Origin of the sequence: Burkholderia sp. 9120 (assembly GCF_000745015.1) — a bacterium.
Taxonomy (GTDB): Bacteria; Pseudomonadota; Gammaproteobacteria; order Burkholderiales; family Burkholderiaceae; genus Paraburkholderia.
On the sequence record NZ_JQNA01000001.1, the window covers coordinates 122,833 to 149,399 of the forward strand.

General features: G+C 64.3%; 25 protein-coding genes. 14 read left to right on the plus strand and 11 right to left on the minus strand.

Features of this window, described 5'->3' with window-relative positions; genetic code table 11:
* Positions 1-74 precede the first annotated feature (74 nt).
* Positions 75-959 carry a LysR substrate-binding domain-containing protein gene (locus FA94_RS00545; RefSeq protein WP_035545839.1) on the minus strand — a complete coding sequence of 295 codons (885 nt, stop codon included), beginning with the start codon at positions 957-959 and terminating at the stop codon, positions 75-77.
* 173 nt (positions 960-1,132) lie between these two features.
* Here FA94_RS00545 and FA94_RS00550 point away from each other — a divergent pair, with 173 nt between their 5' ends.
* Together FA94_RS00550 and FA94_RS00555 are read left to right on the plus strand one after the other, a co-directional pair.
* Positions 1,133-1,645 carry a Spy/CpxP family protein refolding chaperone gene (locus tag FA94_RS00550; protein ID WP_035545840.1) on the plus strand — a complete coding sequence of 171 codons (513 nt, stop codon included), beginning with the start codon at positions 1,133-1,135 and terminating at the stop codon, positions 1,643-1,645.
* A gap of 266 nt (positions 1,646-1,911) precedes the next feature.
* Positions 1,912-2,349 carry a PGDYG domain-containing protein gene (locus tag FA94_RS00555; RefSeq protein WP_035545842.1) on the plus strand — a complete coding sequence of 146 codons (438 nt, stop codon included), beginning with the start codon at positions 1,912-1,914 and terminating at the stop codon, positions 2,347-2,349.
* 33 nt (positions 2,350-2,382) lie between these two features.
* On the opposite strand, the gene FA94_RS00560 is transcribed toward FA94_RS00555, so the two are convergent.
* The 8 genes from FA94_RS00560 to FA94_RS00595 all read right to left on the minus strand — a co-directional run bounded on the left by FA94_RS00560 (position 2,383) and on the right by FA94_RS00595 (position 10,254).
* Positions 2,383-2,748 (minus strand): DUF3022 domain-containing protein, encoded by a 366-nt coding sequence (locus FA94_RS00560; protein WP_035545844.1) that lies wholly within the window; start codon positions 2,746-2,748, stop codon positions 2,383-2,385.
* A 75-nt stretch (positions 2,749-2,823) separates the two neighbouring features.
* Positions 2,824-3,660: a YhfC family intramembrane metalloprotease gene (locus FA94_RS00565; RefSeq protein ID WP_035545847.1), complete on the minus strand. Its 837-nt coding sequence runs from the start codon at positions 3,658-3,660 to the stop codon at positions 2,824-2,826.
* A 60-nt stretch (positions 3,661-3,720) separates the two neighbouring features.
* Positions 3,721-4,884 (minus strand): LacI family DNA-binding transcriptional regulator, encoded by a 1,164-nt coding sequence (locus tag FA94_RS00570; protein ID WP_035545850.1) that lies wholly within the window; start codon positions 4,882-4,884, stop codon positions 3,721-3,723.
* Between the two features lie 31 nt (positions 4,885-4,915).
* Positions 4,916-5,881 carry a 2-hydroxyacid dehydrogenase gene (locus FA94_RS00575; RefSeq protein WP_035545851.1) on the minus strand — a complete coding sequence of 322 codons (966 nt, stop codon included), beginning with the start codon at positions 5,879-5,881 and terminating at the stop codon, positions 4,916-4,918.
* Positions 5,882-5,885: 4 nt separating this feature from the next.
* Positions 5,886-7,181, minus strand: coding sequence for an MFS transporter (locus tag FA94_RS00580; protein ID WP_035545853.1), 1,296 nt, complete (start codon positions 7,179-7,181; stop codon positions 5,886-5,888).
* A gap of 121 nt (positions 7,182-7,302) precedes the next feature.
* Positions 7,303-8,292 (minus strand): sugar kinase, encoded by a 990-nt coding sequence (locus FA94_RS00585; RefSeq protein ID WP_035545855.1) that lies wholly within the window; start codon positions 8,290-8,292, stop codon positions 7,303-7,305.
* 69 nt (positions 8,293-8,361) lie between these two features.
* The gene (locus tag FA94_RS00590) at positions 8,362-9,135 is read right to left on the minus strand and encodes a sugar phosphate isomerase/epimerase family protein (protein WP_035548949.1); all 774 of its coding nucleotides are present in this window, start codon (positions 9,133-9,135) and stop codon (positions 8,362-8,364) included.
* A gap of 216 nt (positions 9,136-9,351) precedes the next feature.
* Entirely contained in the window at positions 9,352-10,254 is a 903-nt protein-coding gene (locus FA94_RS00595; RefSeq protein WP_035545857.1) for a LysR family transcriptional regulator, read from the minus strand.
* Between the two features lie 123 nt (positions 10,255-10,377).
* Here FA94_RS00595 and FA94_RS00600 point away from each other — a divergent pair, with 123 nt between their 5' ends.
* The 9 genes from FA94_RS00600 to FA94_RS38445 all read left to right on the plus strand — a co-directional run bounded on the left by FA94_RS00600 (position 10,378) and on the right by FA94_RS38445 (position 19,720).
* Entirely contained in the window at positions 10,378-11,460 is a 1,083-nt protein-coding gene (locus tag FA94_RS00600) for a YeiH family protein (protein WP_035545860.1), read from the plus strand.
* A gap of 171 nt (positions 11,461-11,631) precedes the next feature.
* The gene (locus FA94_RS00605; RefSeq protein ID WP_035545862.1) at positions 11,632-12,369 is read left to right on the plus strand and encodes a glutathione S-transferase; all 738 of its coding nucleotides are present in this window, start codon (positions 11,632-11,634) and stop codon (positions 12,367-12,369) included.
* A 109-nt stretch (positions 12,370-12,478) separates the two neighbouring features.
* Positions 12,479-14,212 (plus strand): ClcB-like voltage-gated chloride channel protein, encoded by a 1,734-nt coding sequence (locus tag FA94_RS00610; RefSeq protein ID WP_035545865.1) that lies wholly within the window; start codon positions 12,479-12,481, stop codon positions 14,210-14,212.
* A gap of 94 nt (positions 14,213-14,306) precedes the next feature.
* Positions 14,307-15,644: a C45 family autoproteolytic acyltransferase/hydrolase gene (locus tag FA94_RS00615; protein ID WP_035545866.1), complete on the plus strand. Its 1,338-nt coding sequence runs from the start codon at positions 14,307-14,309 to the stop codon at positions 15,642-15,644.
* A gap of 403 nt (positions 15,645-16,047) precedes the next feature.
* On the plus strand, positions 16,048-16,302 hold the full coding sequence (locus tag FA94_RS00620; RefSeq protein WP_035545868.1) for a hypothetical protein: 255 nt from the start codon (positions 16,048-16,050) through the stop codon (positions 16,300-16,302).
* Between the two features lie 111 nt (positions 16,303-16,413).
* Complete coding sequence (locus FA94_RS00625) at positions 16,414-16,644, plus strand: DUF2795 domain-containing protein (protein WP_035545870.1); 231 nt, start codon at positions 16,414-16,416, stop codon at positions 16,642-16,644.
* Positions 16,645-16,727: 83 nt separating this feature from the next.
* A complete protein-coding gene (locus FA94_RS00630; protein ID WP_035545872.1) occupies positions 16,728-17,558 on the plus strand; it encodes an AraC family transcriptional regulator in 831 nt (276 codons plus the stop codon).
* Between the two features lie 213 nt (positions 17,559-17,771).
* Complete coding sequence (locus FA94_RS00635; RefSeq protein ID WP_035545875.1) at positions 17,772-18,161, plus strand: cupin domain-containing protein; 390 nt, start codon at positions 17,772-17,774, stop codon at positions 18,159-18,161.
* A gap of 131 nt (positions 18,162-18,292) precedes the next feature.
* Entirely contained in the window at positions 18,293-19,720 is a 1,428-nt protein-coding gene (locus FA94_RS38445; RefSeq protein ID WP_156126469.1) for a hypothetical protein, read from the plus strand.
* A gap of 80 nt (positions 19,721-19,800) precedes the next feature.
* On the opposite strand, the gene FA94_RS00645 is transcribed toward FA94_RS38445, so the two are convergent.
* A complete protein-coding gene (locus tag FA94_RS00645) occupies positions 19,801-20,853 on the minus strand; it encodes a LysR family transcriptional regulator (RefSeq protein ID WP_035545879.1) in 1,053 nt (350 codons plus the stop codon).
* Between the two features lie 261 nt (positions 20,854-21,114).
* Here FA94_RS00645 and FA94_RS00650 point away from each other — a divergent pair, with 261 nt between their 5' ends.
* Positions 21,115-21,327, plus strand: coding sequence for a hypothetical protein (locus FA94_RS00650; RefSeq protein ID WP_035545882.1), 213 nt, complete (start codon positions 21,115-21,117; stop codon positions 21,325-21,327).
* Positions 21,328-21,458: 131 nt separating this feature from the next.
* On the opposite strand, the gene FA94_RS00655 is transcribed toward FA94_RS00650, so the two are convergent.
* Entirely contained in the window at positions 21,459-22,076 is a 618-nt protein-coding gene (locus FA94_RS00655; protein WP_035545883.1) for a TetR/AcrR family transcriptional regulator, read from the minus strand.
* Positions 22,077-22,295: 219 nt separating this feature from the next.
* Between FA94_RS00655 and FA94_RS00660 the strand changes: the two genes are divergently transcribed.
* Both FA94_RS00660 and FA94_RS00665 read left to right on the plus strand, forming a co-directional pair.
* Positions 22,296-23,447 (plus strand): efflux RND transporter periplasmic adaptor subunit, encoded by a 1,152-nt coding sequence (locus FA94_RS00660; protein ID WP_035548951.1) that lies wholly within the window; start codon positions 22,296-22,298, stop codon positions 23,445-23,447.
* A complete protein-coding gene (locus FA94_RS00665) occupies positions 23,444-26,566 on the plus strand; it encodes an efflux RND transporter permease subunit (protein WP_035545885.1) in 3,123 nt (1,040 codons plus the stop codon). Before FA94_RS00660 ends, FA94_RS00665 begins: the two co-directional genes overlap by 4 nt.
* The last annotated feature ends 1 nt before the right edge of the window (position 26,567 follow it).

Genomic DNA, 26,567 nt, shown 5'->3' on the forward strand with positions numbered 1-26,567 from the left:
GCGAAAGAAGGAGGTCAAAGGTGGAGCGGATTATCGCGCGTCTTGAGCGGCGGGCGGTGATGTCGTGCGATGGATCACACGCCGAAACGCTCGATCACGAAGTCGATAAAACTGGTGAGCTTCGGCGTGGCGCGCCGGTCGCGCGGATAGACCAGATGAACCGGTGCGCCGTCGGGCAAATAATCCTCCAGCACGGACACCAGCTCGCCGCTGGCAATCTCCCGCGCGAGCAGCGCCTCCGGCTGCAACACCAGGCCGAATCCGCGCAACGCGGCCACCTTCAGCGCCTGGCCGTTGTTCGCGCGGAATCGCCCGGCGCGCAGCTGGTTTTCCGCGACGGTCTCGCCGTCCAGCCGCCACAAACCTTCGCGGCCCCAGTGCAGAAAACCCAGACATTCGTGATCCACCAGATCGGCCGGCGTGCGCGGCGTGCCGACCCGCTCAAGATATGCCGGTGACGCGCACGTACGCATCCGGTAAGGCTTCAGCGGCCGCGCGACGAAACTCGAATCCGCCAGATGACCGATCCGCACCGACGCGTCGAAGCCCTCTTCCACCAGATCGATCACGCGGTTCGACAGATCGAGTTCGAGAATCACGTCCGGCCACGCGGTGAGGTAGTCGGTCATGGCCGGCGCGAAGACTTCGACGCCATAGGTCAGCGGCACGGTCACCTTGAGCACGCCGCGCGGCGCGGCGGCCATTGCCTCGGCGAGTGACTCGGCATTCTTCACGTCGGCCAGAATGCGCCGGCATTGCTCGTAATACTGGCGGCCGATCTCCGTCAAACTTTGCCGGCGTGTGGTGCGTGTCAGCAGCCGCGTGGCCAGCCGGGTTTCGAGCGCGCGGATATGTTTACCAACCATTGCCGACGAAATGTCAAACCGCTCGGCCGCCGCCGTCAGGCTGCCCGCCTCGACCACCGCGACGAAGATTTCCATGCTGACGAATTTATCCACCCGCTATTTCCTGTTGGTTTCGGTTGTAAGCGTTTGTCGCATAAGCGGCGCATTGTAGGGATATCGTGATACTAATAGCGGCGACGGCAAATGGGCAGCCGGCCGCATCGACGCGAGGCGGGCCGCTCGCCACACGCGCCTTGTCCCAATTCGAATAGACATCAGGAGTTTCGATGAAAAAAGCACTGGTAATGCTGGCCACCGCAGTCGCCATGAGCGGCGCGTTCGCACAAACCCCCGCGCCGGCATCGGCACCGGCCGGCGCCATGGCGGCCCCCGCCGGCAAAGCCGGCCACGAGCGCAATGTCGAAGACCGGATCGCCTACCTGCACTCGCAACTGAAGATCACCTCGGCGCAGGAATCGCAATGGAACGCTTTCGCCGACGTCATGCGCAGCAACGGCGAGACGATGGGCCAGTTGTTCCAGCAACGCAAGGCCGCGGGCAACCTGTCCGCGATCGACGACATGAAGCAATACGCTTCAATCGCGCAAGCCCATGCGGATGGCATGAAGAAGCTGGTCGACGCGTTCGACCCGCTGTATAGCAGCTTCTCGCCCGAGCAGAAGAAGCTGGCCGACGTGACGTTCCATCAGCCGGGCGGTCCGAACGCCGCTGCGCGTCATCACGGCAAGGGCAAGGCCGGCAAGGCTGCGCCGGCGCCGGCGAGCGACGCGGCGCAGTAATCGCGCGGAGCGATGCTTAGGTAATTCGATAGTTCAGCAGTAAGAAGGGCGAGCGGCGCGAGCATTCGAGCCGCTCGCCCTGTTCTTTTTGGGGACCGGCGAGTGCTTCGTCGCGCGCTTATCGCGCTACCCGACCCAAAACAAACCGATCGCCGGATCCATCTGGCATGATGCGAGTTCGCGGCCTCCGGCAACGGGTTCAGAGACACCTCGTCGCGATCCCCTGCCCGCACGCTGCCATCACCATCTCTATCTCCGCCCGCTTCATGAACGAACTGAAAAATCTCGATCTGAGTCAAGATCCGCACGCCCGTCGCGTCGTGAAAGACGAAACCGTCAGCGTCGAATTCGCCGCCGTCGAAGGCGAACTGATGAGCCTCGAAGGCCCGAACCGTTATGTCCCGGGCGACGCGCTGATCACCGGATCGACCGGCGACCGCTGGGTCGTCTCGCGCGAACGCTTCGACGCCAAATACGTCCCCGCCGACGCCGCGCTCGCGCACGGCGAAGCGGGCGCCTACCGCAACCGTCCGGCCGTCGTACTCGCCAGGCAGATGACCGAAGCGTTCTCGCTCGCGCGCTCCGCCGCCGGCGGCGACGTGCTGCGCGGTGTCGCCGGCGACTGGATCATGCAATACGCGCCCGGCGATTACGGCGTGGTCCAGGCCGCACGCTTCGCGAAGGTTTATCGGCTTGCCGATTGAGGGAGCTTGGGCCTGAAGCTCACGCCCCAGGCCTCAAGCAAACTCGTCGCCGAGATCCACCGTAACGTCACGCGGCACCGCCTCACCGTTCGCATACTGTTCTTCGAGCGAGCCGATACTCGCTTCGACATACGCGCGCAACACGGCAAAGCTGCGGCCGCGCAACCGTGCCGGCGTCGCGCGATAACGCGCCAGCGCAGCCGGCGTGATCGCCACCGTCATCACGATGCGGCGCGCCGCCGCGCCGAAACGCATCGCCACCCAGTGAATCGCCAGCGTCGGCGTGCCATCTTCCGCCGCGCGCTGGATGAACTGCGTCTGCTCGGGAAACAGATCGCTGATGACTCGCGCCAATTCCTCGAACTCGGGATTCGCGCAGTCGTATTGGTAAGCTTCCATGGGAAGGGTCCAGAGGTCATGCTGAAGGGTCGGCCGCTCACGCGGAGCCGCCGACGAGATAACACCGCGGCCGGATTATGCCGCGACCGCCGGCCGCCGGTACGTTCTGAACAACACCCCCACGACGATCAACGCGCCCAGCGCATACACGCCATCCACCGCGGCGAGCGGCACCAGTTGCGCCTGGAACAGCGCGGCGGGCACATCCACCAGCGCATGCAGCAGGATCGCGAGCGGCAGGATGCCGCGCCAGCCGGCGCGCAGACCGCGCCACATCAGCACCGACAAACCAATCTGGAAGATCAGCGCGGCCACGCGTTCGAGCGCGAAAATCCCGGCCGTCTGCGGCGTCAGACTGGCGAGGATCAGATGGATGCGCATCACCGAATCGGTCGGCAGGTTGCTCAGGTAGCCGTCCAGTTCGCCGCGATTTTCGAACACCGCGAACAGAATCCATTGAATCTGTACCAGCACACCCACCAGCCACGCTTCCGCGCCGCCATGGCCCAAGCCGTAGGTCAGCGCGGTGCCGTCGTCGCCGCGCGCGGCCGCGCTGTCCGACGTGATCGACGTAGTCGACGCCGCTTTAGCCGCGGCGCGCTTGAGCAGCAGCCGCATACCGATGAAACGCCCCACTTCTTCGCAGATACCCGCGGCCAGCGCGCCGTACACCACGAAGGCCAGCGGATTGGCCAGGAAGGTGGCGGTCGCCTCGTTCCGATGCAGCACGTAGTCGTTCAATGCCCGCTCGATCACCATCGCGAACAACGCGAAGATCGCGATACCGGTGATCGCATCACGCGGCCTCAGCGCGAGCGGCCGGCGCAGACGACGGTAGATCAGGAAAGGTAAGGCGGCGACCAGCAGCGTCGCGACGGCGAGACTGGAGAGGGTAAGCGGTGCTACAACCATGAGTGTCCTTGCAATGACCGGCGCGCACCCGCTGCGCGCCGCAGCCCGAATGATCGCAGATCAGCGCGAAGTTGACGCGCGAACGATCAACTCTCCCGGCAGCAGACAGTCGCGCGCGGCAGTCTGAACGCCTTCGATGCGCTCGTGCAGGAACTCGACCGCGCGGTAGCCGATCTCGTAGGTCGGCTGGCGGATCGTCGTCACGCCGGTCAATTCGGCCCAGTCGGGGTCGTCGATGGAAAGCAGCGCGACGCGGCTTTGCCAGTCGGCGCCGTAGCGGGCTTTCAGGTGCAGCGCGAGACACAGCGCGACTGGCGCGTTGGCGGCGAATAGCGCGATGCGGCGCGGGTATGGGCCAACGGGAATAGCTGCCTCCCCTGGCTTCGCCAGGTTGCCGCCGCGGCCTGAACGCCCCGCATGCGTGGCGGCGTCGATCGCGCGGTCCAGTTCGGCGAGGCTGCGTTCGACTTCGGCCGTATCTGCGAGATTCAGCACCAGCGTATGCCCACGCGCGCCGCCTTTACCGCCCTGCTGGCCTGGAGCAACTTGCCCCGTTTGCCCCGTTTGCCCAACGTGCGCGCTCATCGCCTCACGAAACGCCGCCTCGCGCAATTGCCGCGAGCTGACCTGCTCGAACGGTTGAACGGCAAACCAGATTTCGTCGAAGCCGTTTTCGAGCAGATGCCGTGTGCCCAACTCAGCCGCCGCGCGATTGTCCAGCCCCACCATATCGGCGACCAGCCCATCGACCAGACGATCCACCAGCACCGCCGGAATCCCGCTGCCGACCACCGGCCGCAACGTCTCCTCACGCACGCCAAGCGCGTTGACGATCACGCCTTCTACCCGATACGTGGTCAGCAGTTGCAGATAGCGCCGCTCCATTTCGACTTCGTTGGCGGCATGGCAGATCAGCGGCATCAAACCGAGCGCGTGACAGGCGGCTTCCACGCCTTGCAGCACTTCGACGGTGTAGGGATTGGTCAGATCGGCGAGCAACATGCCGATCAACCGGTTGCGGCCGCGCTTGAGGCCGCGCGCCATCTGGTTCGGCTGATAGTCGAGCCGTGCGATCGCGGCCTCGATCCGTGCGCGCAACTCCGGCGACAACACGCTCATCTCGCCGTTCAGATAGCGCGAGATGCTGGTCTTGCCGGTGCCGGCTTCACGCGCGACGTCGGTAATCGTCGCGCGGCGCGGCGCGGTGTGCGGTGTCGTGCTCATCGGCGCCTCGCCCGGCCGTTCACGCGTTGCCTCACTGGCCCAGAACCTCACGATTGACGATGTTATTCGCGAGCGTCCCTTGCAACGCGGCGACCAGATTTTCCGCCGCGTTGCGCGCCATCGCGTGACGCGTCTCATGGGTCGCCGAGCCGATGTGCGGCAGCGCGACCACGTTCGCGAGCTTCAACAGCGGCGAGTCGGCCGGCAACGGCTCGGTCTCGAACACGTCGAGTCCCGCGCCGCGAATCGTGCCGTTTTGCAGCGCCTCGATCAGCGCCGGTTCGTCGACGGTCGCACCGCGCGACGCGTTGATCAGAATCGCGCCCGGCTTCATCGACCTGAGTTCGGCCGCGCCGATCAGATGCTTCGTCTCAGCCGTGAGCGGCACTTGCAGGCAGACGAAATCGGCCGTGGCCAGCAGCTCCGCCAGCTCGACGCGCCGCGCGCCGTAAGCCTGTTCGGCCTGCGGATTCGCGCTGCGGTTGGTGTACAGCACCTTCATGTTGAAGCCCAGCGCCGCGCGCCGCGCGACCGCGCCGCCGATGCGCCCCAGGCCGACGATGCCGAGCGTCTTGCCCTGCACGTCGACGCCGAAGTGAGCCGGCCCGATGCTCTGCCGCCACTCGCCCGCCTTCACCCAGTCGGCGAGTTCGACCACCCGGCGCGCTGACGCGAGAATCAGTGAAAACACGGTATCGGCCGTGGATTCGGTCAGCACGTCCGGCGTGTGCGCGAGCACGATGCCACGACGCGTCAGATCGGCCACGTCGAACTGATCGAAGCCCACCGAGATGGTCGACAGCGCCTTGAGCCGCGTCGCGCCTTCGAGCATGGCCGGCGTGATCTTCACGCTCGAACCGATGCCGCCGTCCGCGTCTCGCAGCGCCGCGACGAACGTGTCGTGCTGAGCCGCATCGACCTGCACGACCTCCCCATGCTGCTGCAGATACGCGAGCACATCTTCGGGCAGCGGCTTCCAGGCGACGATCTTCTTCATCAGCTTATTTTCCTTGCAACGGTGTAGCGAGCGGGGCCGCGTTGTTCGGCGTCTGATCCTGCTGCTGCGGCTTGACGATCAGCGTCAGGATCACCGCGGCGACCAGCGCCACGCTCATGAATGCATACGACGCCGACGGCGAACCGGTGGCGCCGTTCAGATAACCGACCACATACGAGCCGACGAACGAACCGAGCGCGCCCATGCTGTTGATCAGCGCCATGGCGCCGCCCGCGACGTTCTTCGGCAGCAACTCCGGCACGATCGCGAAGAACGGCCCGTACGGCGCGTACATCGCACCGCCGGCGATCACCAGCAGCGCATACGAGAGCCAGAAGTGCGTGGAACCGAGTGCGTACGACGCCGCGAACGCCACCGCGCCGACCAGCAGGAACGGCCACACGAACACTTTGCGGCGATTGAGTTTATCCGATGCCCACGAAGCTGCAAGCATCGCGATGGTCGCGGCCAGATACGGCAGCGCCGAGAGCCAGCCGGTTTCGACCATGCCGAGCGTCGAACCGTTCTTCAGGATCGACGGCAGCCACAGCACGAAGCCGTACACGCCGATACTCCAGCAGAAATATTGCGCGCACAGCTTGATCACCGCGGGATTGCGAAACGCCTCGCTATAGTTGCGCACCGGCTTGATCGCGGCCTGCTCGGCGCGCAGCGTTTGCGCGAGATCGTCCTTTTGCTGTTGGGTCAGCCACGACACCTGTTGCGGCTTGTCCTGCACGATGAACCACCAGCACACTGCCCAGATGATCGCGGGCGCGCCCTCGGCGATGAACATGTGACGCCAGCCGAACGAATGCACCAGATAGCCGGACACGACCGACATCCACAGCACGGTGACCGGATTGCCGAGAATCAGGAAGGTGTTGGCGCGCGAGCGTTCGCCCTTGGTGAACCAGTTGCTGATGAAGATCAGCATGGCCGGCATCACCGCGGCCTCGACCACGCCGAGCGCGAAGCGGATCACCATCAGCGACGGAATATTGCTGACCATGCCGGTCAGCGCCGCGCAGCCGCCCCACAGCACGAGGCTCCAGAACACGAGCTTCTTGACGCTGCGGCGTTCGGCGTAGATCGCGCCGGGAATCTGGAAGAAGAAATAGCCGAGGAAGAACAGCGCGCCAATCAGCGACGCCAACCCTTTGCTGATGCCGAGATCCTGGTTGATGCCGGCCGCCGACGCGAAGCCGAAGTTCGCGCGGTCCAGGTAAGCGAGGCTGTAGGTGATGAATACGATCGGCATGATCGTCCACCAGCGGCGAATCGCGATCGATGAGGTCATGGGTGTCTCCTTTGACGGCTTCCCGAAACAATGATGAACGGTCATGGGGCGCGGTTCGGCGCGCTCTTGGTGTTGGGGGTTGGGGCTCGGCCGTTGGGGGCCTAACGCTGCCGCTCGTCGTTCACAACGCGGTCGCGACCGACGGCACGTCGGCCAGTTCGAGCGCGTCGAGTTCGGCGCGGGTCGGCAAGCCTTCCGAATCGCCGATCACCTGAATCGCCAGCGCGCCGATGCGATTGCCGCGCGCCACGGCTTGCGGCAGCGTGCGGCCTTCGAGCAGCGCGCTGACCACGCCGACCGCGAAACCATCGCCCGCGCCGACCGTATCCACCACCTTCGCGACCGGGCGGCCGGGAATCATCGCGGCATCGTCGGCGGTGCGGAAATACGCGCCTTGTGCGCCGAGTTTGATGATCACGCCGCGCGCGCCCTGGTCGAGATAGAACTTCGCGATGTCGTCCGGCTTCGTGTAGCCGGTCAGAATCTCGCCCTCGCCAATGCCGGGCAACACCCAGTCGGCCAGCGCAGCCAGCGCATTCAAACCGTCGACCATCGCGGCGCGTGACGGCCACAAGGTCGGGCGCAGATTCGGGTCGAACGAAATCGTCTTGCCGGCGGTGCGCATTTCGCGCGCGAGATGAAACGCGAGTTCACGCGAACTCGCCGAGATCGCCGGGGCCACGCCGGTCAGGTGCAGGTGACGCGCGGGCAGCACATAGTCCGTCGCGTAGTCCGCCAACGACAGATGACTCGCCGCCGAGCCTTTGCGGAAGTACTCGATCGCCGGGTCGCTGCCGTCGTCGTTTTTCGACTTCAACTGGAAGCCGGTCGGATAGTGTTCGTCGGTCGTCACGCAGCGCTGATCGATGCCCTCTTTCGTCAACGCATCGCGCACGAACTGGCCGAACGAGTCGCTGCCGACGCGGCTCATCCAGCCCACCTTGAAGCCGAGCCGCGACAGGCCGATCGCCACATTCAGATCGGCGCCGGCAACGCGTTTGGTGAACTGCCCGACCGCCGCGAGCGCGCCGGTTTCGGCGGCTACGAACATGGCCATGGCTTCGCCGTAGGTGATGACGTCGAGTGCTGCGTGGGGGTTGGTGTTGCTCATGCTTCGCTCCTGCATTGATTCGCTGTGTGCTGTTTTCTCTACCGCTTTCTCTCAGGTCCCGCGCACCGCTTACGCCGCCGCCAGCCACGCGACGTAATGCGCCGCGTCCGCATCGATACGATTCGTCTCGAACGGAAACTCAATACCGCGCGGCACAGTCCGCGGCAGCGCGTCGAGCACCGCGGCGAACTGCGCATCGTCGGCGGCCGGGGCGGCGGGAAAACGCCGCGCGCCCTCGCCCGTCGTCGTCTTGCAATGGATATAGTCGACGTGCGCCGCCAACGGCCCGGCCGCGTCGAGCGGCGCGACATCGCGCCAGGCCCAGTTGCCGATGTCGAAGGTCATGCCGAGCAGGTCCGCGTGGCCCTCGCGCGCCAGCGCGTCGAACAGGCCGACGAACTGGTCGAGCGAACCGCCCTCGGCCAGTTGCCCGTTTTCGACGACCAGTCGCAGATCCGCGCAACGCAGGTGATCGGCGATCACGGCCGCGTTGGCCTCACGGGCGAACCCGCCCAGTTGCAGCTTCACGAAGCGCGCGCCGAGCGCCAACGCTTCTTCGATCGACAGGCGCAGCGCGTCGGCGTCGAGCGTGCCGTCTGCCGCGTATAGCGAGGCCGGCGTCGAGTACACGCGCCACAAACCCAGCGCCGCGATCCGCTCGCCGAGTTCGCGCAGCTTGTGTGGGACGGCGTCGGTTTCGTCGGCGAACAACTCGCGACGCACTTCGAAACCCGTCGCGCCGGCTTGCCGGCTCGCTTCCGCCCACTTCAGATGACCGTGCGCACGTACCGCGTCCATCCCGAACGCGCTGGCGACGATCACCACGTCCACTGCGTCAGTCATGTCGAATTTACCCAATCCTGTCTGCCAATCGGCATTTGGAACCGGTTCCAAATGCGTTTCGAAAAAAAGCGCCGAGGCGCTTGCGATGCCGGAATAGTGCGCCGGGGCCGGCGTCATGCACCATAGTGGAAATCCCCAGGGGTGGGCTTCGCGTGTTAGCGAGGCGGCGTGTTGGCGAGTTGGCTGATCGGCCAGCAAGTCCCCCGCGCCCCTCGCTCAAGCCCCCTCCGCCAGACACAACGCGAGAAACTGCTCCACCACCCGCGCCGGCGCACTCGCGTGCGGCACGAGGATCGACAAGCGTCGCGTCAGCGGTTCCGGGCTCAGCGAGAACAAACGCAGCGCGCCGTTTTCATGCCGCATCGACATGGCCGACACGAAACCGATGCCCATGCCAGCCCGCACCGCCTCCTTCACGCCTTCCACGCCGGCAATCTCCAGCGCCACGCGCATCGGCACACCTGCCCGGGCAAACGCGCGCTCGACGATCTGCCGCACACCCGAGCCGGTCTCGCGCAACACCAGCGGATAGTCACCGAACGCCGCCAGTTCGACGCGGCCGCCCTCACCACCCGCCCCGCTCAACCGCGCCAACGGGTGCGAGCTCGGCATGATCGCGACGATCTCATCCTCGCGCCACGCATGCACCGCGGTGTCCGGCGGCAAATCCGCGCCAACCGGTCCTTCGATCATCGCGATGTCGACCGAACCCAGCGCGCCGACGATTTCCGTGGTGTTGCCATCGGCGGCATGCAGCGTGACCTCAGGGAAGCGCCGATGAAACTCGGCGATCAGATACGGCAGCAGATAGCTCGCCGGCGTGGTGCTCGCGCCGATCCGCAAGGTGCCCTGCTCCAACCCGCGCAACGCGTCGCGGTACGCATGCGCCTGCCGCCAGGTATCGCGCAGCCGCGTCGCATAGCTCGCCAACTGCTCGCCGGCGGGCGTCAGACGCACGCCGCGGCCGTCGCGCTGATAAAGCGGTTCGCCGAATTCGTCCTGCAACTGCCGCAACTGGCCGGACACGGCCGGCTGCGACAAATGCATCGCAACCGCCGCCCGGCTGATGTTGCGATGCTCGGCGACGGCAGCGAACGTTATAAGTTGATCGGGGGTCATGGGAACCAAAGTATCAGCACAACCTATACTTTACATCCTAAATCACGATTTTTCATATCGATATATCTAATTTAGGATAAGCCCTATCGAATCTTAGTCAGTCATAGAAAAGGGCTGCAAACCATGTCAACCGCTCATCTCACCGCCCCCCATCCCGCCGCCGAGTCATCCACTCGCGGCCAACTCAACGGCATTCTGTTCGTCGCGCTGTTCGCCGCCGCCGTCACGCGGATCGCCGCGATTCCGGCGATTGCCGGACTGGGTCTGAGCCCGCTGATCGTCGGCATCGTGGCCGGCGCGCTGTACGGCAACGCGTTGCGCGACGGCATGCCCGCCAGCTGGTCGGCCGGCGTCAACTTCTCGGCGCGCAAGCTGCTGCGCATCGCGGTCGCCTTCTTCGGACTGCGCGTCAGCCTGCAGGAAATCGCCCAGGTCGGTTTGCCGGGCCTCGCGGAATCGGTGCTGATCGTCGTCAGCACGCTCGTGATCGGCACGTGGGCCGGCATGAAAATCATGAAGCTCGACCGCGACACCGCGCTGCTGACGGCAGCCGGCAGCGCGATCTGCGGCGCGGCCGCCGTGCTCGCCTTCGAATCGACGCTGCAATCCAAGCCGCACAAGAGCGCAATGGCCGTGGGCAGCGTGGTGCTGTTCGGCACGCTCTCCATGTTCCTCTACCCGGTGCTGTTCAAGGCAGGCTGGCTGCATCTGGACACGGTGGGTGCGGGCCTTTTCTTCGGCGGCACGATTCACGAAGTGGCGCAGGTGGTCGGCGCGGCCAGCAATGTCAGCCCGGAAGCCGAGCATATCGCCACCATCGTCAAGATGACCCGCGTGATGCTGCTGGTGCCGGTGCTGCTGGTGGTCGGCTTGTGGGTGAACCGTTCGGCCCGCCCGGCTTCGTCGCATGAAGGCGCTGCCTCGCATGCCCCGCGCAAGCTGGCGATTCCCTGGTTCGCGCTCGGCTTCCTCGCGTTCGTCGTGATCAACTCGCTGCATGTGCTGCCGGAAGCCGCGACCAGCACGCTGAACATGCTCGACACCTTTGCGCTGACCATGGCCATGACCGCCCTCGGCATCGAAACGCGGATCTCGCAGATTCGCCAGGCCGGGCCCCGTGCGCTGACCACCGGCTTCATTCTGTACGTCTGGCTGATTGCCGGCGGACTCGGGATCACATGGGCCGTCCAGCGCCTGTTCGGCTAAGCGCCGCCCGCCTTCAAACCCACCCCGCCGCGTGCGGGGTTTTGCGCATTCCGGCGCCCCATCCGGCCCGAGCGCACGGCATACTGGTTGCTGACGTCGTCAGTTCACGCAATCCGTCGTGCAACCTGCCCGTTCAAGAGACGCATGGGCAACCGGAATGAGGATCGATCGATGAGCCTGGAACTTTACTATTGGGACGGCCTGCAGGGCCGCGGCGAATTCGTGCGGCTGGCGCTGGAAGAAGCCGGCGCCGACTATGTGGAAGTGGCGCGCGGCGAGCCGTCGGACGGCCTCGGCACCAACGCGATGATGGCTCTCATGAAAAGCCGCGACGAGCCCTATCCGCCGTACGCGCCGCCGTTTCTGAAAGACGGCGATCTGGTGATCGCGCAGACCGCCAACATTCTGTTTTATCTGGGGCCGCGACTCAATCTGGCGCCGCAGGTGGAGAGCCTGCGCTACGTCGCCAACGGCCTGCAACTGACCATCGCCGATATGGTTACCGAAGCGCACGACACGCACCATCCGCTCGCCAGCGCGCTGTATTACGAAGACCAGAAAGACGCTGCCAAGGTGCGCGCGCATGACTTCATCGACAACCGGATTCCGAAGTTCATGACGTACTTCGAGCGCGTGCTGAAGCAGAATCCGGCCGGCGGCACCTGGATGGTCGGCGATGCGCTCAGCTACGTCGACCTGTCGATGTTCCAGTTGATCGACGGCCTGCTGTACGCGTTTCCGCGCGCGCTCAAGCGCTTCGGCGAACACTATCCGCGGCTCGCCGCGTTGCACGACGCGGTGATCGAGCGGCCGAACATCGCCGCGTATCTGCAGTCGGAGCGCCGCATCGAGCATAACGAGGCGTGCATCTTCCGGCACTATCCCGAACTCGACAAGGCGGCGGCTTGAGCCGCGCCGCCCTTCACCGCCCAGCCGTCGCAGCGCGCCCGCCGTCCGTTGCGGGCGCGCTGCGGTGGCTCGGCATGCCGTCCAACCTCTCACACCCTGTCACGCCGACGTGCTTTCATTCCTGCTGAAGCTGCGCACCCGCGCCCAACATCTGTTCCGTCTTTCCGAAGCCCACACGATGCTGGTCTGGTCGGTGGTGGTCGGCGTCGCCGGCGCCTTCGCGACGATCGCCTTCCGCGAGGCCATCGCGTTGCTGCAACTGGCGACGGTCGGCAAGTCCGGCAGCTTCGTCGAAATGGCCCGCAGCCTGCCGTGGACGGTACGGATCTGGCTGCCCGCTGCCGGCGGTCTGATTGCCGGGTTCTTCCTGCTGATCGCGCGGCGTCATACGGACAAGAACAGCCACGTCGACTACATGGAAGCGGTCGCGATCGGCGACGGCGTGGTGCCGGTGAAGCTGAGCTTCTGGCGCAGCGTGTCGTCGCTGTTCACGATTTCGAGCGGCGGCTCGATCGGCCGCGAAGGGCCGATGGTGCAACTGGCGGCGCTGGCCGCGTCGCTGATCGGACGCTGGGTGCATCTCGATCCGCCGCGGCTACGGCTGCTGGTGGCGTGCGGCGCGGCGGCCGGTATCACGTCCGCGTATAGCGCGCCGATTGCCGGCGCGTTTTTCGTCACCGAGATCGTGCTCGGTTCCATCGCCATGGAAAGCTTCGGGCCGGTGGTGGTCGCGGCCGTGGTCGCCAACATCACGATGCGTGAATTCGCCGGCTACAGGCCGCCGTACGAGATGCCGGTGTTTCCGCCGGTGGCCGGCCTCGAGGTGCTGCTGTTCGTCGCGCTCGGCGCGCTGTGCGGCGCGGCGGCGCCGCAGTTTTTGCGGCTGCTCGACGTCTCGAAGGCGAGCTTTCGCAAGCTGCCGTTGCCGCTGCCGGTGAGGCTCGCGATCGGCGGTCTGGTGGTCGGCATTCTGTCGGTCTGGTCGCCCGAGGTGTGGGGCAACGGCTATAGCGTGGTCAACTCGATTCTGCATTCGCCGTGGACATGGACCGCGCTCGTGCTGGTGCTGGTGTTCAAGCTCGTCGCAACCGCGGCGACTGCGGGTTCCGGCGCGGTCGGCGGGGTATTTACGCCGACGCTGTTCGTCGGCGCGGTGGTCGGCTCCCTGTTCGGCCAAGGCATGCATGCGCTGTGGCCGCACGGCACCTCGGCGCCGTTCGCGTACGCGATGGTCGGCATGGGCGCGTTCCTGGCCGGCGCGACCCAGGCGCCGCTGATGGCGATCCTGATGATCTTCGAAATGACCCTCAGCTATCAGGTGGTGCTGCCGCTGATGCTGTCGTGCGTGGTCGCGTATTTCGTGTCGCGCGCGATCGGCAAGACGTCGATGTACGAGATCACGCTGCACCGTAATCAGGAGGAACAGGAGCGCACGCGGCTGCGCTCCACGCAGATGCGCGAACTGATCCGGCCGGCCGAAACCGTCGTGCCGCCGAACGCCACCGTGCACGACATGACGCGCGTGTTTCTCGAGTATCCGGTGAAGTATCTGTACGTGGCCAACGAGTCCGGCGCGTTTCTCGGCGTGGTCGCGCTGAAAGACATTACCTCCGACCTGCTCGAGAAACGCGACACTTCCGCGAAGACCGCCGCCGATTATCTGCAGCCGCATTTCGACGTGCTCACGCCCGACATGCCACTCGGCGTCGCGTTGCAGCACTTCATGGCGTTTCAGGGCGAGCGGCTGCCGGTCGTGGAGAGCGCCGCGCATCCGAAACTCGCGGGCGTGGTGTACAAAACTTCGCTGCTCGATGCTTATTTCCGGATGAATCCGACGCGCTGAGCTTCTCCCGGTTGCCCTTGCGTGCCGTGCAAAGCCCGGCAGATTTTCTACAATAGGGAGACCGCTGCAGCGAAAAGTGAGCACCGGAGCGAAGATGAGCGAACCGTCACACGAAGCCGCGCGCCGCGATCAGGCGGGCTGGATTTTCGTGCATATCGAAGGCGAGCCGTACGATCGCGGCGAGCAGCACGGCCAGTTGCTCGCCGCCGAAATCCGCAACGCGATCCACACGGCCCGCTACCTCGCGAAATGGGACACCGGCGAAGACTTCGACACCTTCGTCGGCGCCGCCGTGTCGCAGTTCGCCAACCAGCTCGACACCGAATTCGCCGACGAAATCCAGGGCATCGCCGACGGCGCGAAGCTGCCGTTCGCCGAAGTGCTGGCGTGGAACGGCTACATGGATCTGCTGCAAAGCTGGTGGCCGGCTCATGCGGCGCAGCAGAAGCCCGAGCTGGGTCTGAAACCGTGGCGCGGACGGCGCGGCCATCATTGCAGCGCGTTCATCGCGACCGGCAGCGCCACGCGCGACGGCCGCATCGTGATGGCCCACAACTCGTGGGACCGCTACGCCGCCGGCGACGCGTTCAACGTGGTGTTCGACATCGTGCCGGAGCGCGGCAACCGCATTCTCATGCAAGGTTTGCCGGGCTGCATTTCGAGCCTCACCGACTTCTGGATCACCGCCGCCGGGCTGATGGTGACCGAAACCACCATCTCGAACTTCGTCGGCTATAACGCGGCCGGCGCGCCCGAGTTCTACCGCTCGCGGCGCGCGTCGCAATACGCGAACAGCATCGCCGAATGGTGCGAGATGTTCGCGCTCGCCAATAACGGCGGCTACGCGAACAGCTGGCTGCTCGGCGACACCAGGACCGGCGAGATCGCGCGCTACGAACTCGGGCTGCATTACGCCGGCTTCGAAAGCACGAAGGATGGGTTCTACAGCGGCTATAACACCGCGACCGATCTGAAGATCCGCAACCAGGAATGCATCGGCGAAGGCGAGGATTACACCGACGTGCGCAAGAACGGCGCGCGGCGTTTGCGCTTCATGCAACTCGCGGAACTGCATCACGGCAAGATCGATGTCGAACTGGCCAAAGCGATGATCGCCGATCATCACGACGTGTATCTCGACCGTAACGACAACCCCTGCTCGCGCACCATCTGCGGGCATCTGGAACTGGACGACGCGCGCTTCGGCGGCAACGATCAAGGGCCGTTCAATCCGTGGGGCGCGAATGACGGCAAAGTGGCCGATAGCGAAATGGCAAGCGCGATGGCGTTCGCCGCGCGTTGGGGGCATCCGTGCGGACGGCCGTTCGATGCGCAGGCGTTCATGAAGCGGCATCCGCAGTGGAACTGGCTGAACGGGTATATGCGCGACCGGCCGTCGTGGCCGTGGACGCGGTTCGAGGTATTGCGCTGAGCGGCTAGTCGGAGCACGTGGATTCGAGGGCCTGCGGTAAGGCAAGGCCGCCGCAGCTTGCCGCTTTGCTGCTTTACCGCTTTACCGCTTTACCGCTTTACCGCTTTACCGCTTTCATGCTTTGCCGCACCGCAATAGAGCCACTCACCAGGTCTTTGCGGCCAGTTCGCCGCCGCACGATTTCCGACTTGACCTGGACTTGCCTTCTGGCTGCCATCATTTGAAATTTACAATACCGTTTTGTCGCAAATGTGCGCGCGTTGCAGGTTTTGCCATCTAAGATGGTAGAAGCACGCGATTCGCATACGACGACATCGCGCGTAGCTTGCGCCTTCCTTTCGACGCGGGGACGGCACAGCGCTTGCTCAACTGACAGCGCCGCATGAGCTTAGGAGGTCGGGCGATGAAAACCTCGACACTGTTGACCATGGTGACACTGTCAGCTTCGTGTTTCGCCGCGCCGGTGCATACCGCGCGCGACGGCACCGATGCGAGCAGCCTCGCCGAACGCGCCAATGCCGCACCGGTTGCCCCCGCGGCGCCGGGCGTCGCCGCCACGGACGACACCCGTCCGCAACAATGGCAACATATTGCGCTGCCGAAATCCCGACATCTCGAACGCAGCTTTACCGGCCAGAACGAGCATCTTCAGACCTGACGGCGACGCGCGCGTGCTTGATGTTGTGCTTGATCTTGTTAAAGTTGCGTGTTTTGTCGTTAAGTCGAATCGCAGGCTTCATCCGTCCAACGAATCCGCAGGAGCGTTTGCATGACCGCATCGGCCATTCCCGGCGAATCGATTGATCTGCAAATCGCCGACGTGCTCGGCGAAGTCCATTTCCCGGCGAACAAAGATGCCCTCGTCGACGCCGCCCGCGAAGCCGGTGCGAGCAACGAAGTGCTGTCGATGCTCGACGGTTTGCCGGAACAGGATTACGCCGACGTCGACTCCGTGACGCGGCTGATCGGCGGTAGTTTTGGCCCGGGTCTCGGCGCGTGAGTCGAGCGCGGGACGTGTTGCCGCGTTTGCTTGCGCCAGGGGCGGCGGCGTCTGAGCCAAGCGCTTCGGCGCGGCCGCCTTCCATGCAAAAACCCGGCGCCGACTGGATCTATCGCTCACCGCTTTCGGACGCCGCGAACGGCATCGAGCGGATCGAGGCGTTCTTTCATCACACCGCCTACGCGATGCACCGGCACGATACCTACGCCATCGGCCACACGCTGGCCGGCGTGCAGAACTTTCGCTATCGCGGCGGTTCCCGCAACAGCCTGCCGGGCGGCACGATGGTGCTGCACCCCGACGAGCCGCATGACGGCCAGGCCGGCACCGGCGACGGCTTCCGCTACCGCATGGTCTATGTCGACCCGGCGCTGTTGCAGCAGGCGCTCGGCGGCAAGCCGTTGCCGTTCGTCAAAGGCGGCCTGTCGGACGATCCGCGTCTCTTCAACGCCACCGCGAACCTGCTGCGCACCATGGATAACGCGCTCGACCCGCTCGAACAGGACGACGCGCTCTACGACCTGGCGATCGCGCTCGACGCCGTGGCCGGCGCCGCGGGCACACGCCGTCCGGTGGATTTTCAGGCTGCGGCACGCGCTCGCGAGTATCTGCTCGCGTCGCTCGAAAGCGCGGTCACGCTCGACGAACTGGCTACCGCGGCCGGTCGTGACCGCTGGAGTTTGTCGCGGGATTTTCGCGCGCTATTCGGCACCAGCCCGCATCGATATCTGACCATGCGGCGTCTCGATCGGGTCCGGCAATTGGTGGTTCATGGCATGTCGCTCGCCGATGCGGCCGCCGCCAGCGGCTTCACCGATCAGAGCCATATGACACGGCATTTCAAACGCGCGTGGGGCGTGGCGCCGGCGCAGTGGCTGAAGATGCTGGGTGCTCCGGCGCCGGGTATGCGCTGAACGAAGGCGTAGACCTGGGCCTGGTCGCAGCCGCAGGCAAAGGCGAGGCCCAAGACGAAGGCGGACACGACGCCTAAGAAGGCGCGTGCGTCCTTGCTGATAAGCCAAACCCCGCCGCGTCGCACCGCCTGAGCGCGCACAAACGTGCAAGACCCCGAAGCGTATCGCGCTCTATGCTTCGGCCTGACCCATCGTGCTCAGGAGGCGCTTTCCATGTCAAACGATCAAACGACCCAACCGTCCTACCAGCCCATCAACTTCGCCGACAAACTCAGCCGGATTCACGATCATTGGCAGCCACGCGTGGTCGCCGAAATGAACGACTACCAGTTCAAGGTGGTGCGGATCGAAGGCGAGTTCATCTGGCACGAACACGCCGATACCGACGAGACCTTCATCGTGCTCGACGGCCAGTTGCGGATCGACATGCGTGACGGTTTCGTGCTGATTTCAGCGGGGGAAATGTTCGTGGTGCCCAAGGGTGTCGAGCACAAGCCGTACGCCGAACGCGAGGTCAGGATGCTGCTGATCGAGCCGCGCGGCGTGAAAAATACCGGCGACGAAACCAGCGACCGCACCGCCGAAAATGACGTGTGGATCTAGCCGGTAAGAAACGCGGATGCGCCGGCCGCCGCGTCGGCGCACCTATGTACCACCTGGCGAGAATATTTCCCCGAATACTGAACACTCCTGCCGATGCCGGCACGGCTCATTACCGCCCACGGAGTGGAGTTATGAAAATCGCGACTAACCAGGATCAGCCGCAGCCAGGTTTGCAAGATCCGCCGCCGCTTAAACCTCAGTCTGTCCCGTTCGGGAATGACGGCGCCGGGGCCACTCCCCAGCCGAATCGACAGGAGATGTCGTCAGCGACCCAACCGCGCATTTATGCCGAGGCGCCCGCGTTGGAGTCAACGACGACCTCCGCGCTCAAGTCATTTTTTAATCCGCCACAGCGTGTCAACGGGCAACTCGGTTATCCGCTCGGTCCGACCCGACCACCGCGATTGCGAGCAGGAACAACTGAACAAATCCCGCCACCCGATGCGCAAGTGATCGCCAATCCGAGAGCGGAAAGCGCCCGTTACTCGAAGCTGCCGTCAGGCATCGATCAGGCATCCGTGTCCACGGCAGCCGGAACACGGTCGGGCTTTTGCGATGAGCCACCCGTTGCGTCGACTTCACGCCAGGCGAGTGGAGAGCAATGGAGATTATCAACGGCGCCTGAACGATCTGAACGCGCAGCCAATGGAACCCATGCGCCTCCCAGACCACTCAGGGGGCAGGACCGGCCCCTGCCGCCGCCGCCGAGCGACCGCGAGTTGTTCTTTTACTCAAAATTCAAGTCCATCGATGATGCCAACCGCCAGCTCGGCCATTTAAAAATGGATCGGAATCCGGCATGGCTCAACATGGGCACGAAGGAGCCTTATTTTGGAGCAAATAAAAACTCGACCATCGGCCCGCTTTCAAACGAAAAAAATTCGCCCTTCATGAAACGATGGCAGGAAGTGTGGGGGACCGAAGAAACCAAAGGGAAAAATCTTTCAAAGATCTGGCAAGCTCTGATAAAAAATCAGCAAATCAATCTAAAAAATTACATCGACGATCAAACCATGGATCTGGTTTTGTTCAACTCGAAATTTCACGAAACAATTTCAGACCCAACAAAATCGATGCCCCAGATTACCCCGAACACGTATAGAAATGAACTGACTGCCCGTCAGGACTTCAAACGGGATCTGTATATCCTGCAGCGCGAGGCGCTCAACGACGACAGCCCCATATTCAAACTGGACGATCGCGCACTCAAATCCCTGAAAAAAATATCTTTCAAGTGGCCGCTCGCGGGCGAAGGAAATGCCGTCACCAGGCTGATGCCTTACAGAAAAAACGACGACTCCATTAAGTATATCGAAGGCAGGAAGGCGTATTACGAGGATGCGCTGTACCGGTACGGAAACGGCGACAATAGCATGCAGGGCGTTATCAGAGAAAGGTCGCGACTTCAGAGCGAATTCGACAATGACGTTTCCGGCTATTTCCGCGATCGACAACTCAAGGCGCAACTAGAGTTCTGGAACTGGTCGAAAGTCAACGTGGCCGGAGGGATTGTGGGGTTCCATCTTATCGACTATCTGAAGAAGAAATACGGCGCCTGAATATCAGATCGGCGACGATAAAAAGGGGCGTCGGCACGCGAGCATGAAAAGAATGCCCGTCTGCAACGCCCCATTTTCAATCAGATCGGCGACAAAGCCGACACCGAAGCCGCGCTTCGCGTCCGCACCGCACTGCGCACCGGACGCACCGTGTCGCTGTGCAAATCCGCTTCCGGCAGATCGTGCGCGGGATCCAGCGCGGTCACAGCGAACGCCGACGCCGACCGATCGCGCGACGACGGCTGACCCGGCTGGAAATACTCGACCAGATGATCGATGAAGGTTCGCACCTTCGCCGGCAAGTGCAAGCGGCTCGGATACGCAATCGTGATTTCGATCTGCGGCAACCGGTAGTCGCCCAGCAACGGCACGAGCCGCCCGGACGCCAGATCGCGGCCAATCAGGTAACTCGGCAGAATCGCGACGCCCATGCCCAGCAGCGCGAACTGCCTGAGCATTTCGGTGTTGTTCGCGGCGATCGCATTGCTGGGCCGCACGCGGACCTCGCCGTCCGGGCCGGTGAACACCCGCTCGTCGCCGCCCTGCTCCGAAGGCCGGCTCAGACACGGATGCTCGAGCAGATGCTCGGGGCGCGTCGGCGTGCCGTGCTGCGCCAGATAGGCGGGCGTTGCACAAACCGTCATATAGCCGGTGGTCAGGCGCCGCGTAACGATGCTCGCGCTGCGCATGTGCCGCGTGACCATGATGCCGACGTCGTAACCCTCTTCGACCAGATCCACCTGGCGATCCGCCAGCGTGACGTCCGGCATCACATCCGGATAGCGCGCCGCGTACGACTGCACCACGGGCGCGAGGCTATGCAGCCCGAACACCACGGGCGCCACGATCCGCAAGGTGCCGACCGGTTCGTGATTACGCGCCACCACCATCTGCTCGACGCCTTCGAGGTCGTCGAGAATGTGCCGCACGCGCTCCAGATATGTGCTGCCCGACTCGGTCAGCGACAGACGGCGCGTGGTGCGATTGAGCAGCCGCGTGCCGAGGCGCGCTTCCAGATCGGCAACGTGACGCGTGACGACCGCGGTGGACAGATCCAGCGCGCCGGCCGCGCCGACGAAACTGCCGAGATCGGCCACTTTGACGAACACGCGCATGGATTGCAATTGATTCATGGGACGACTCCTGCCTCGGTAAAGCCGGGCCGGCGCCACCTCTGGCCGCCTGTGTCGACCCGGGCGGCCAAGCGCGCGCGGGTTTGCCCAACGCTTCCGATTGTATCGATCCGATCATGTCCCAACACTGACTCGAACATGACAATCCGGTCAGGTTGACGCGGACGCGCTCGCTACTTTTTGCGAGGTTTATTGCGGATTTGGAGTAGGTAGAAACCCTTAGATGCTGGTAACATAGCGCCCGAAAGGAAATTAATCGCTATGACACATCGTTTTCAGCTTCTGGAAAAAATCGCGTTTTCGCTGGTTTGCTGGTCCGCGGCGGCCTGTTCGGCCTTTATCGCGTATGAGCGCTGCCCGGATATCAGGGTCGTCCTGCATGTCGGCGAAGAAGCCCTGCGCTACAGCGGGCAATATTCGTTCGCCTGCTCGTCGCCGGTTGCCGACGCCTGCGCGCAATTCCCGACCAACTGATCAACGCAACGGGCGGCAGCCACGCTGCCGGCACGCCGCCTGACTTCGTAGCGCGAGCGCACTGACCCTCCCCGTACGTCAGCGCGTGCTCTCATCACGCGCCGTCTGTCGCGCGCCGCCCATCCGGTCCATCAAGCGTCGCGGCCGAACACCACGCGCGCGAAGAATCCCGCCAGCACCTTCTCCGCCAGTTCCGTCGGCACGTTCTGCGGATCGATCGTGTAGAAAAACTGCACGCCGTCGCACAAGCCCATCAAACCGATCGCCAGCGTTTCCGGCGTCATCAGCATCGGCGTGCCGACCCGCGCCGAGAACTCGCGAATATACGCGCCCAACTGTTCCAGCTTCTCGTGCATGAACGCGTTGAAGCGGATCCGGAAACGGCCGTCGCGCACCGCCAGCAATTTGGCTTCCGCCCACAGCAGGAAACACTTGTTCTCGCAGTGCAGCGTGCTGTAGTAGCGCAGCACGCGCGCCTCCATTTCCTCACGCGACGCCGCGCTCGCGAAGATCGCTCGCAGGCCGCCCTGCATGGCTTCGTGATCGCGCCGAAGCAGTTCGAGAAACAGTTCGTTCTTGCCGCGGAAGTTCGAATAGAACGCACCGCGTGTATAGCCCGCCGCCGCCGCGATGTCTTCGACACTCGCCGCGACAAAACCTTTCTTCATAAAAATCGCTTGCGCGGCATCGAGCAGACGCAGGCGCGTCTGGTCTTTGCTTTGCTCGCGAGTGAGTCTTTGCCTTTTCATGGGCGGAAGTCTAGCACCGAAAAGAATTTCGATTCACCATCACATTCAGATACAGGCGTGTATTAGAATGCGCCCATTCATTCGAAGTCAACTGCGTATGCTGGTTGCATGAATCGGCATGGGCGTTATCGCTGGCGGGCCGCTACGGCTTGCCGTGTTCGTACGCTGTCTCCTGTTGGAGTAATTGTGAAGCGTCCCGGTCCTCCCGCATCGTCAATGATGCGCCAGCAGTCTCATCGGCATGGCCGGCGCGTGCCGCGCGCCGCCATCGCGCTCGCGCTTGCCGGCGTCGTCACGCTGTCAGCGTGCTCGAAGAAAGAAGTGGCGGCAAGCACGCCGCGTCCGGTGGTTGCCGTGGCGGTTCACGCCGATGGCAATGCCCAACAGGCGGCGTCGCTGCCCGGCGAAGTCCAGGCGCGCTATTCGACGCCGCTGTCGTTTCGCGTTAGCGGCAAGATCGTCGAGCGGCTCGTACGCCTCGGCGACGTCGTGAAGAACGGTCAGATCGTCGCCCGGCTCGACCCGGCCGATCAGCAGAAGAATGCGGCCAGCGCGCAGGCGCAACTCGCCGCTGCGGAGCACAGCCTCGTCTACGCGAAGCAGCAACTCGATCGCGACCAGGCGCAGGCGAAAGAAAACCTGATCGCCCCCGCGCAGCTCGAACAGACCACCAATGCTTACGCCTCGGCGGCCGCGCAGCGCGATCAGGCCGCGCAGCAGGCCGCGTTGTCGAAAGATCAGTTGCAGTACACCACATTGAGCGCGGATCACGCGGGCGTGATCACCGCCGAGCAGGCCGACACCGGCCAGAACGTGTCCGCCGGTCAGGCCGTCTACAACCTCGCGTGGAGCGGTGATGTCGACGTGGTCTGCGACGTGCCGGAAAGCGCGCTCGCCGCGCTGTCGGTCGGACAAACCGCGAGCGTCACGCTGGCCGCGCTGCCGGGCCGCAAGTTCAGCGCGCGCGTGCGCGAACTGTCACCCGCCGCCGACCCGCAAAGCCGCACCTATCGCGCCAAACTCACGCTCGAGAATCCCGGTCCGGACGTGCGCCTCGGCATGACCGCGGATATCGCGCTCGCCGCGCCGGCCAATGGCAGCGGCAGCGCGAATCAGAACAGCACCTTCACGGTGGCCGCCACGGCCCTGTTCCACGACGGCACACAGCCGGCCGTGTGGGTCGTGCGCGCCGCGGACAACGCGCTGGAACTGCGCCGCGTCACCGTCACGCGTTACAACGAGCGCACCATCGTGATCGGCCAGGGGCTCAAGGACGGCGAGCGTATCGTGCTGCAAGGCGTGCACACCGTGAGCGCCGGCGAAAAAGTCCGGGTGGTCGCGCCGCTGCATCCCGAGGACTTCGCTTCATGAGCACCCCGCATGAAGAGGGACGCTTCAACCTGTCCGCATGGGCGCTGCGCCATCAGGCGCTGGTCGTTTTCCTGATCGCGCTCGCCACCGCGTTCGGCATTCTCGCTTATACGAAACTCGCGCAATCCGAAGACCCGCCCTTCACGTTCCGCGTGATGGTGATCCGCACCTTCTGGCCCGGCGCCACCGCGCGCCAGGTGCAGGAACAGGTCACGGACCGCATCGGCCGTAAATTGCAGGAAACGCCGGCCATCGACTTCGTGCGCAGCTACTCGCGCCCCGGCGAGTCGCTGATGTTCTTCTCGATGAAAGACTCGGCGCCGGTCAAGGACGTGCCCGAAACCTGGTATCAGGTGCGCAAGAAAGTCGGTGATATCGCGGCCACGTTGCCGCCGGGCATTCAAGGCCCGTTCTTCAACGACGAGTTCGGCGACGTCTACACCAACATCTACACGCTCGAAGGCGACGGCTTTTCCGCCGCGCAACTGCACGACTACGCGGACCAGTTGCGCACGGTGCTGCTGCGCGTGCCGGGCGTCGGCAAGGTCGATTACTTCGGCGATCCGGATCAGCACATCTACATCGAGATCACCAACACGCAGCTCACGCGTCTGGGCATCTCGCCGCAGCAACTCGGCCAAGCGATCAATTCGCAGAACAGCGTCTCGGCGTCCGGCACGCTGACCACCACCGACGACCGCGTGTTCGTGCGCCCCACCGGCCAGTTCAAGGACGTCAACGCGCTCGCCGACACGCTGATCCGCATCAACAACCGTTCGTTCCGTCTCGGCGACATCGCCACGATCAAACGCGGCTACGACGATCCGGTCGTCACGCAGATGCGCTCCGGCGGCAAGGCCGTGCTCGGCATCGGCGTGACGATGCAGCCGGGCGGCGACGTGATCCAGCTCGGCAAGGCGCTCGACAGCCAGATGGTCCAGTTGCGCCACGCGCTGCCCACCGGCCTGCAGCTCGTCGAAGTGTCGAGCATGCCGCACGCCGTCGCGCAATCGGTCGACGACTTCCTCGAAGCCGTGGCCGAAGCGATTGCGATCGTGCTGGTGGTGAGTCTGCTGTCGCTCGGCGTGCGCACCGGCATGGTGGTGGTGATCTCGATTCCGGTCGTGCTCGCCGTCACCGCGCTGTGCATGTATCTGTTCGATATCGGCTTGCACAAGGTGTCGCTCGGCACGCTGGTGCTCGCGCTCGGGCTGCTGGTCGACGACGCGATCATCGCCGTCGAAATGATGTCGGTGAAGCTGGAGCAAGGCTGGAACCGCACGCGCTCGGCCGCGTATGCGTACACCAGTACCGCGTTTCCGATGCTGACCGGCACGCTCGTCACCGTGTCCGGCTTCCTGCCGATCGCGCTCGCCAAGTCGAGCACCGGCGAATACACGCGGTCTATTTTCGAAGTGTCGGCGATCGCGTTGATCGCGTCGTGGCTCGCGGCGGTCGTGCTGATTCCGCTGCTCGGCTATCACATGCTGCCCGAGCGCAAACGCCAGGCGCACGAAGCCGAGGACCACGAACACGACATCTACGACACGCGTTTCTACAAGCGGCTGCGCGGCTGGATCAGCTGGTGCATCGAGCGTCGTTTCATCGTGCTGGCGATCACCGTCGTGCTGTTCGTGGTGGCGATGGCGAGCTTCACGCTGGTGCCGCAACAGTTCTTCCCGAGCTCCGACCGTCCCGAGTTGCTGGTCGACGTGCGGCTACCCGAAGGCGCGTCGTTCCAGGCGACGCTGCGGGAAGCCCAACGGCTCGAAAAAGTGCTGGTGGGCCGTCCTGAAATCGATCATACGGTGGACTTCGTCGGCAGCGGCGCGCCGCGCTTCTATCTGCCGCTCGACCAGCAATTGCAGACGCCGAATTTCGCGCAGTTCGTGATCACCGCGAAATCCGTGAAAGAACGCGAGAAGCTTGCGCAGTGGCTCGAACCGGAATTGCGCGACAACTTCCCGGCGATCCGCACGCGTCTGTCGCGTCTCGAGAACGGGCCGCCGGTCGGTTATCCGGTGCAGTTCCGCGTGAGCGGCGACGACATCGCCACCGTGCGTTCGATCGCCGAGCGCGTCGCGGCCACGCTGCGCGCCGACAGCGGCACCCGCAACGTCCAGTTCGACTGGGACGAACCGGCCGAACGCTCGGTGCGCTTCGAAGTCGACCAGAAGAAAGCGCGCGAACTCGGCGTGAGCTCCGACGACATCTCCAGCTTCCTCGCGATGACCTTGTCCGGCTACACCGTCACGCAGTATCGCGAACGTGACAAGCTGATCAGCGTCGATCTGCGCGCGCCGAAAGCGGAACGCGTCGATCCCTCGCAGCTCGTCACGCTGGCCATGCCGACGCCGAACGGTCCGGTGCCGCTCGGCACGCTCGGTCATCTGCGCAACGATCTCGAATACGGCGTGATCTGGGAACGCGACCGCCAGCCGACCATCACCGTGCAATCCGACGTGGCGCCGGGCGCGCAAGGCATCGACGTCACGCATGCGGTCGACAAGGCGTTGAGCTCGATTCGCGCGACGCTGCCGGTCGGCTACCGGATCGAGATCGGCGGCTCGGTCGAGGAAAGCGGCAAGGGCCAGACGTCGATCAACGCGCAAATGCCGATCATGATCATTGCCGTGCTGGTGTTGCTGATGATCCAGCTGCAGAGCTTCGCGCGCGTCCTGATGGTGGTGCTGACCGCGCCGCTCGGGCTGATCGGCGTGGTCTTCACGCTGCTGCTGTTCGGCCAGCCGTTCGGCTTCGTCGCCATGCTCGGCGTGATCGCGATGTTCGGCATCATCATGCGCAATTCGGTGATTCTGGTCGATCAGATCGAGCAGGACATTACGGCTGGACATAAGCGTTTCGACGCGATCGTCGGCGCGACCGTGCGGCGTTTCCGGCCGATCACGCTGACCGCCGCGGCGGCCGTGCTCGCGCTGATTCCGCTGTTGCGCTCGAACTTCTTCGGTCCGATGGCGACCGCGCTGATGGGCGGCATTACGAGCGCGACCATCCTCACGCTGTTCTATCTGCCCGCGCTATACGCCGCCTCGTTCAGGGTGCGCGGCGATGAGCGCGAGCCACCGGCACCGTCCGGCACGGCGCATTCGGGAAATTGAG

Coding starts and splice junctions, on each gene's coding strand:
- FA94_RS00630 (WP_035545872.1), top strand. CDS start 16,728: ATGCAAAAACCCGGCGCCGACTGGATCTATCGCTCACCGCTTTCGGAC.
- FA94_RS00635 (WP_035545875.1), top strand. CDS start 17,772: ATGTCAAACGATCAAACGACCCAACCGTCCTACCAGCCCATCAACTTC.
- FA94_RS00570 (WP_035545850.1), bottom strand. CDS start 4,884: ATGAGCACGACACCGCACACCGCGCCGCGCCGCGCGACGATTACCGAC.
- FA94_RS00590 (WP_035548949.1), bottom strand. CDS start 9,135: ATGACTGACGCAGTGGACGTGGTGATCGTCGCCAGCGCGTTCGGGATG.
- FA94_RS00650 (WP_035545882.1), top strand. CDS start 21,115: ATGACACATCGTTTTCAGCTTCTGGAAAAAATCGCGTTTTCGCTGGTT.
- FA94_RS00605 (WP_035545862.1), top strand. CDS start 11,632: ATGAGCCTGGAACTTTACTATTGGGACGGCCTGCAGGGCCGCGGCGAA.
- FA94_RS00620 (WP_035545868.1), top strand. CDS start 16,048: ATGAAAACCTCGACACTGTTGACCATGGTGACACTGTCAGCTTCGTGT.
- FA94_RS00625 (WP_035545870.1), top strand. CDS start 16,414: ATGACCGCATCGGCCATTCCCGGCGAATCGATTGATCTGCAAATCGCC.
- FA94_RS00665 (WP_035545885.1), top strand. CDS start 23,444: ATGAGCACCCCGCATGAAGAGGGACGCTTCAACCTGTCCGCATGGGCG.
- FA94_RS00555 (WP_035545842.1), top strand. CDS start 1,912: ATGAACGAACTGAAAAATCTCGATCTGAGTCAAGATCCGCACGCCCGT.
- FA94_RS00645 (WP_035545879.1), bottom strand. CDS start 20,853: ATGAATCAATTGCAATCCATGCGCGTGTTCGTCAAAGTGGCCGATCTC.
- FA94_RS00655 (WP_035545883.1), bottom strand. CDS start 22,076: ATGAAAAGGCAAAGACTCACTCGCGAGCAAAGCAAAGACCAGACGCGC.
- FA94_RS00575 (WP_035545851.1), bottom strand. CDS start 5,881: ATGAAGAAGATCGTCGCCTGGAAGCCGCTGCCCGAAGATGTGCTCGCG.
- FA94_RS00660 (WP_035548951.1), top strand. CDS start 22,296: ATGCGCCAGCAGTCTCATCGGCATGGCCGGCGCGTGCCGCGCGCCGCC.
- FA94_RS00550 (WP_035545840.1), top strand. CDS start 1,133: ATGAAAAAAGCACTGGTAATGCTGGCCACCGCAGTCGCCATGAGCGGC.
- FA94_RS00600 (WP_035545860.1), top strand. CDS start 10,378: ATGTCAACCGCTCATCTCACCGCCCCCCATCCCGCCGCCGAGTCATCC.
- FA94_RS00560 (WP_035545844.1), bottom strand. CDS start 2,748: ATGGAAGCTTACCAATACGACTGCGCGAATCCCGAGTTCGAGGAATTG.
- FA94_RS00595 (WP_035545857.1), bottom strand. CDS start 10,254: ATGACCCCCGATCAACTTATAACGTTCGCTGCCGTCGCCGAGCATCGC.
- FA94_RS38445 (WP_156126469.1), top strand. CDS start 18,293: ATGAAAATCGCGACTAACCAGGATCAGCCGCAGCCAGGTTTGCAAGAT.
- FA94_RS00585 (WP_035545855.1), bottom strand. CDS start 8,292: ATGAGCAACACCAACCCCCACGCAGCACTCGACGTCATCACCTACGGC.
- FA94_RS00565 (WP_035545847.1), bottom strand. CDS start 3,660: ATGGTTGTAGCACCGCTTACCCTCTCCAGTCTCGCCGTCGCGACGCTG.
- FA94_RS00615 (WP_035545866.1), top strand. CDS start 14,307: ATGAGCGAACCGTCACACGAAGCCGCGCGCCGCGATCAGGCGGGCTGG.
- FA94_RS00580 (WP_035545853.1), bottom strand. CDS start 7,181: ATGACCTCATCGATCGCGATTCGCCGCTGGTGGACGATCATGCCGATC.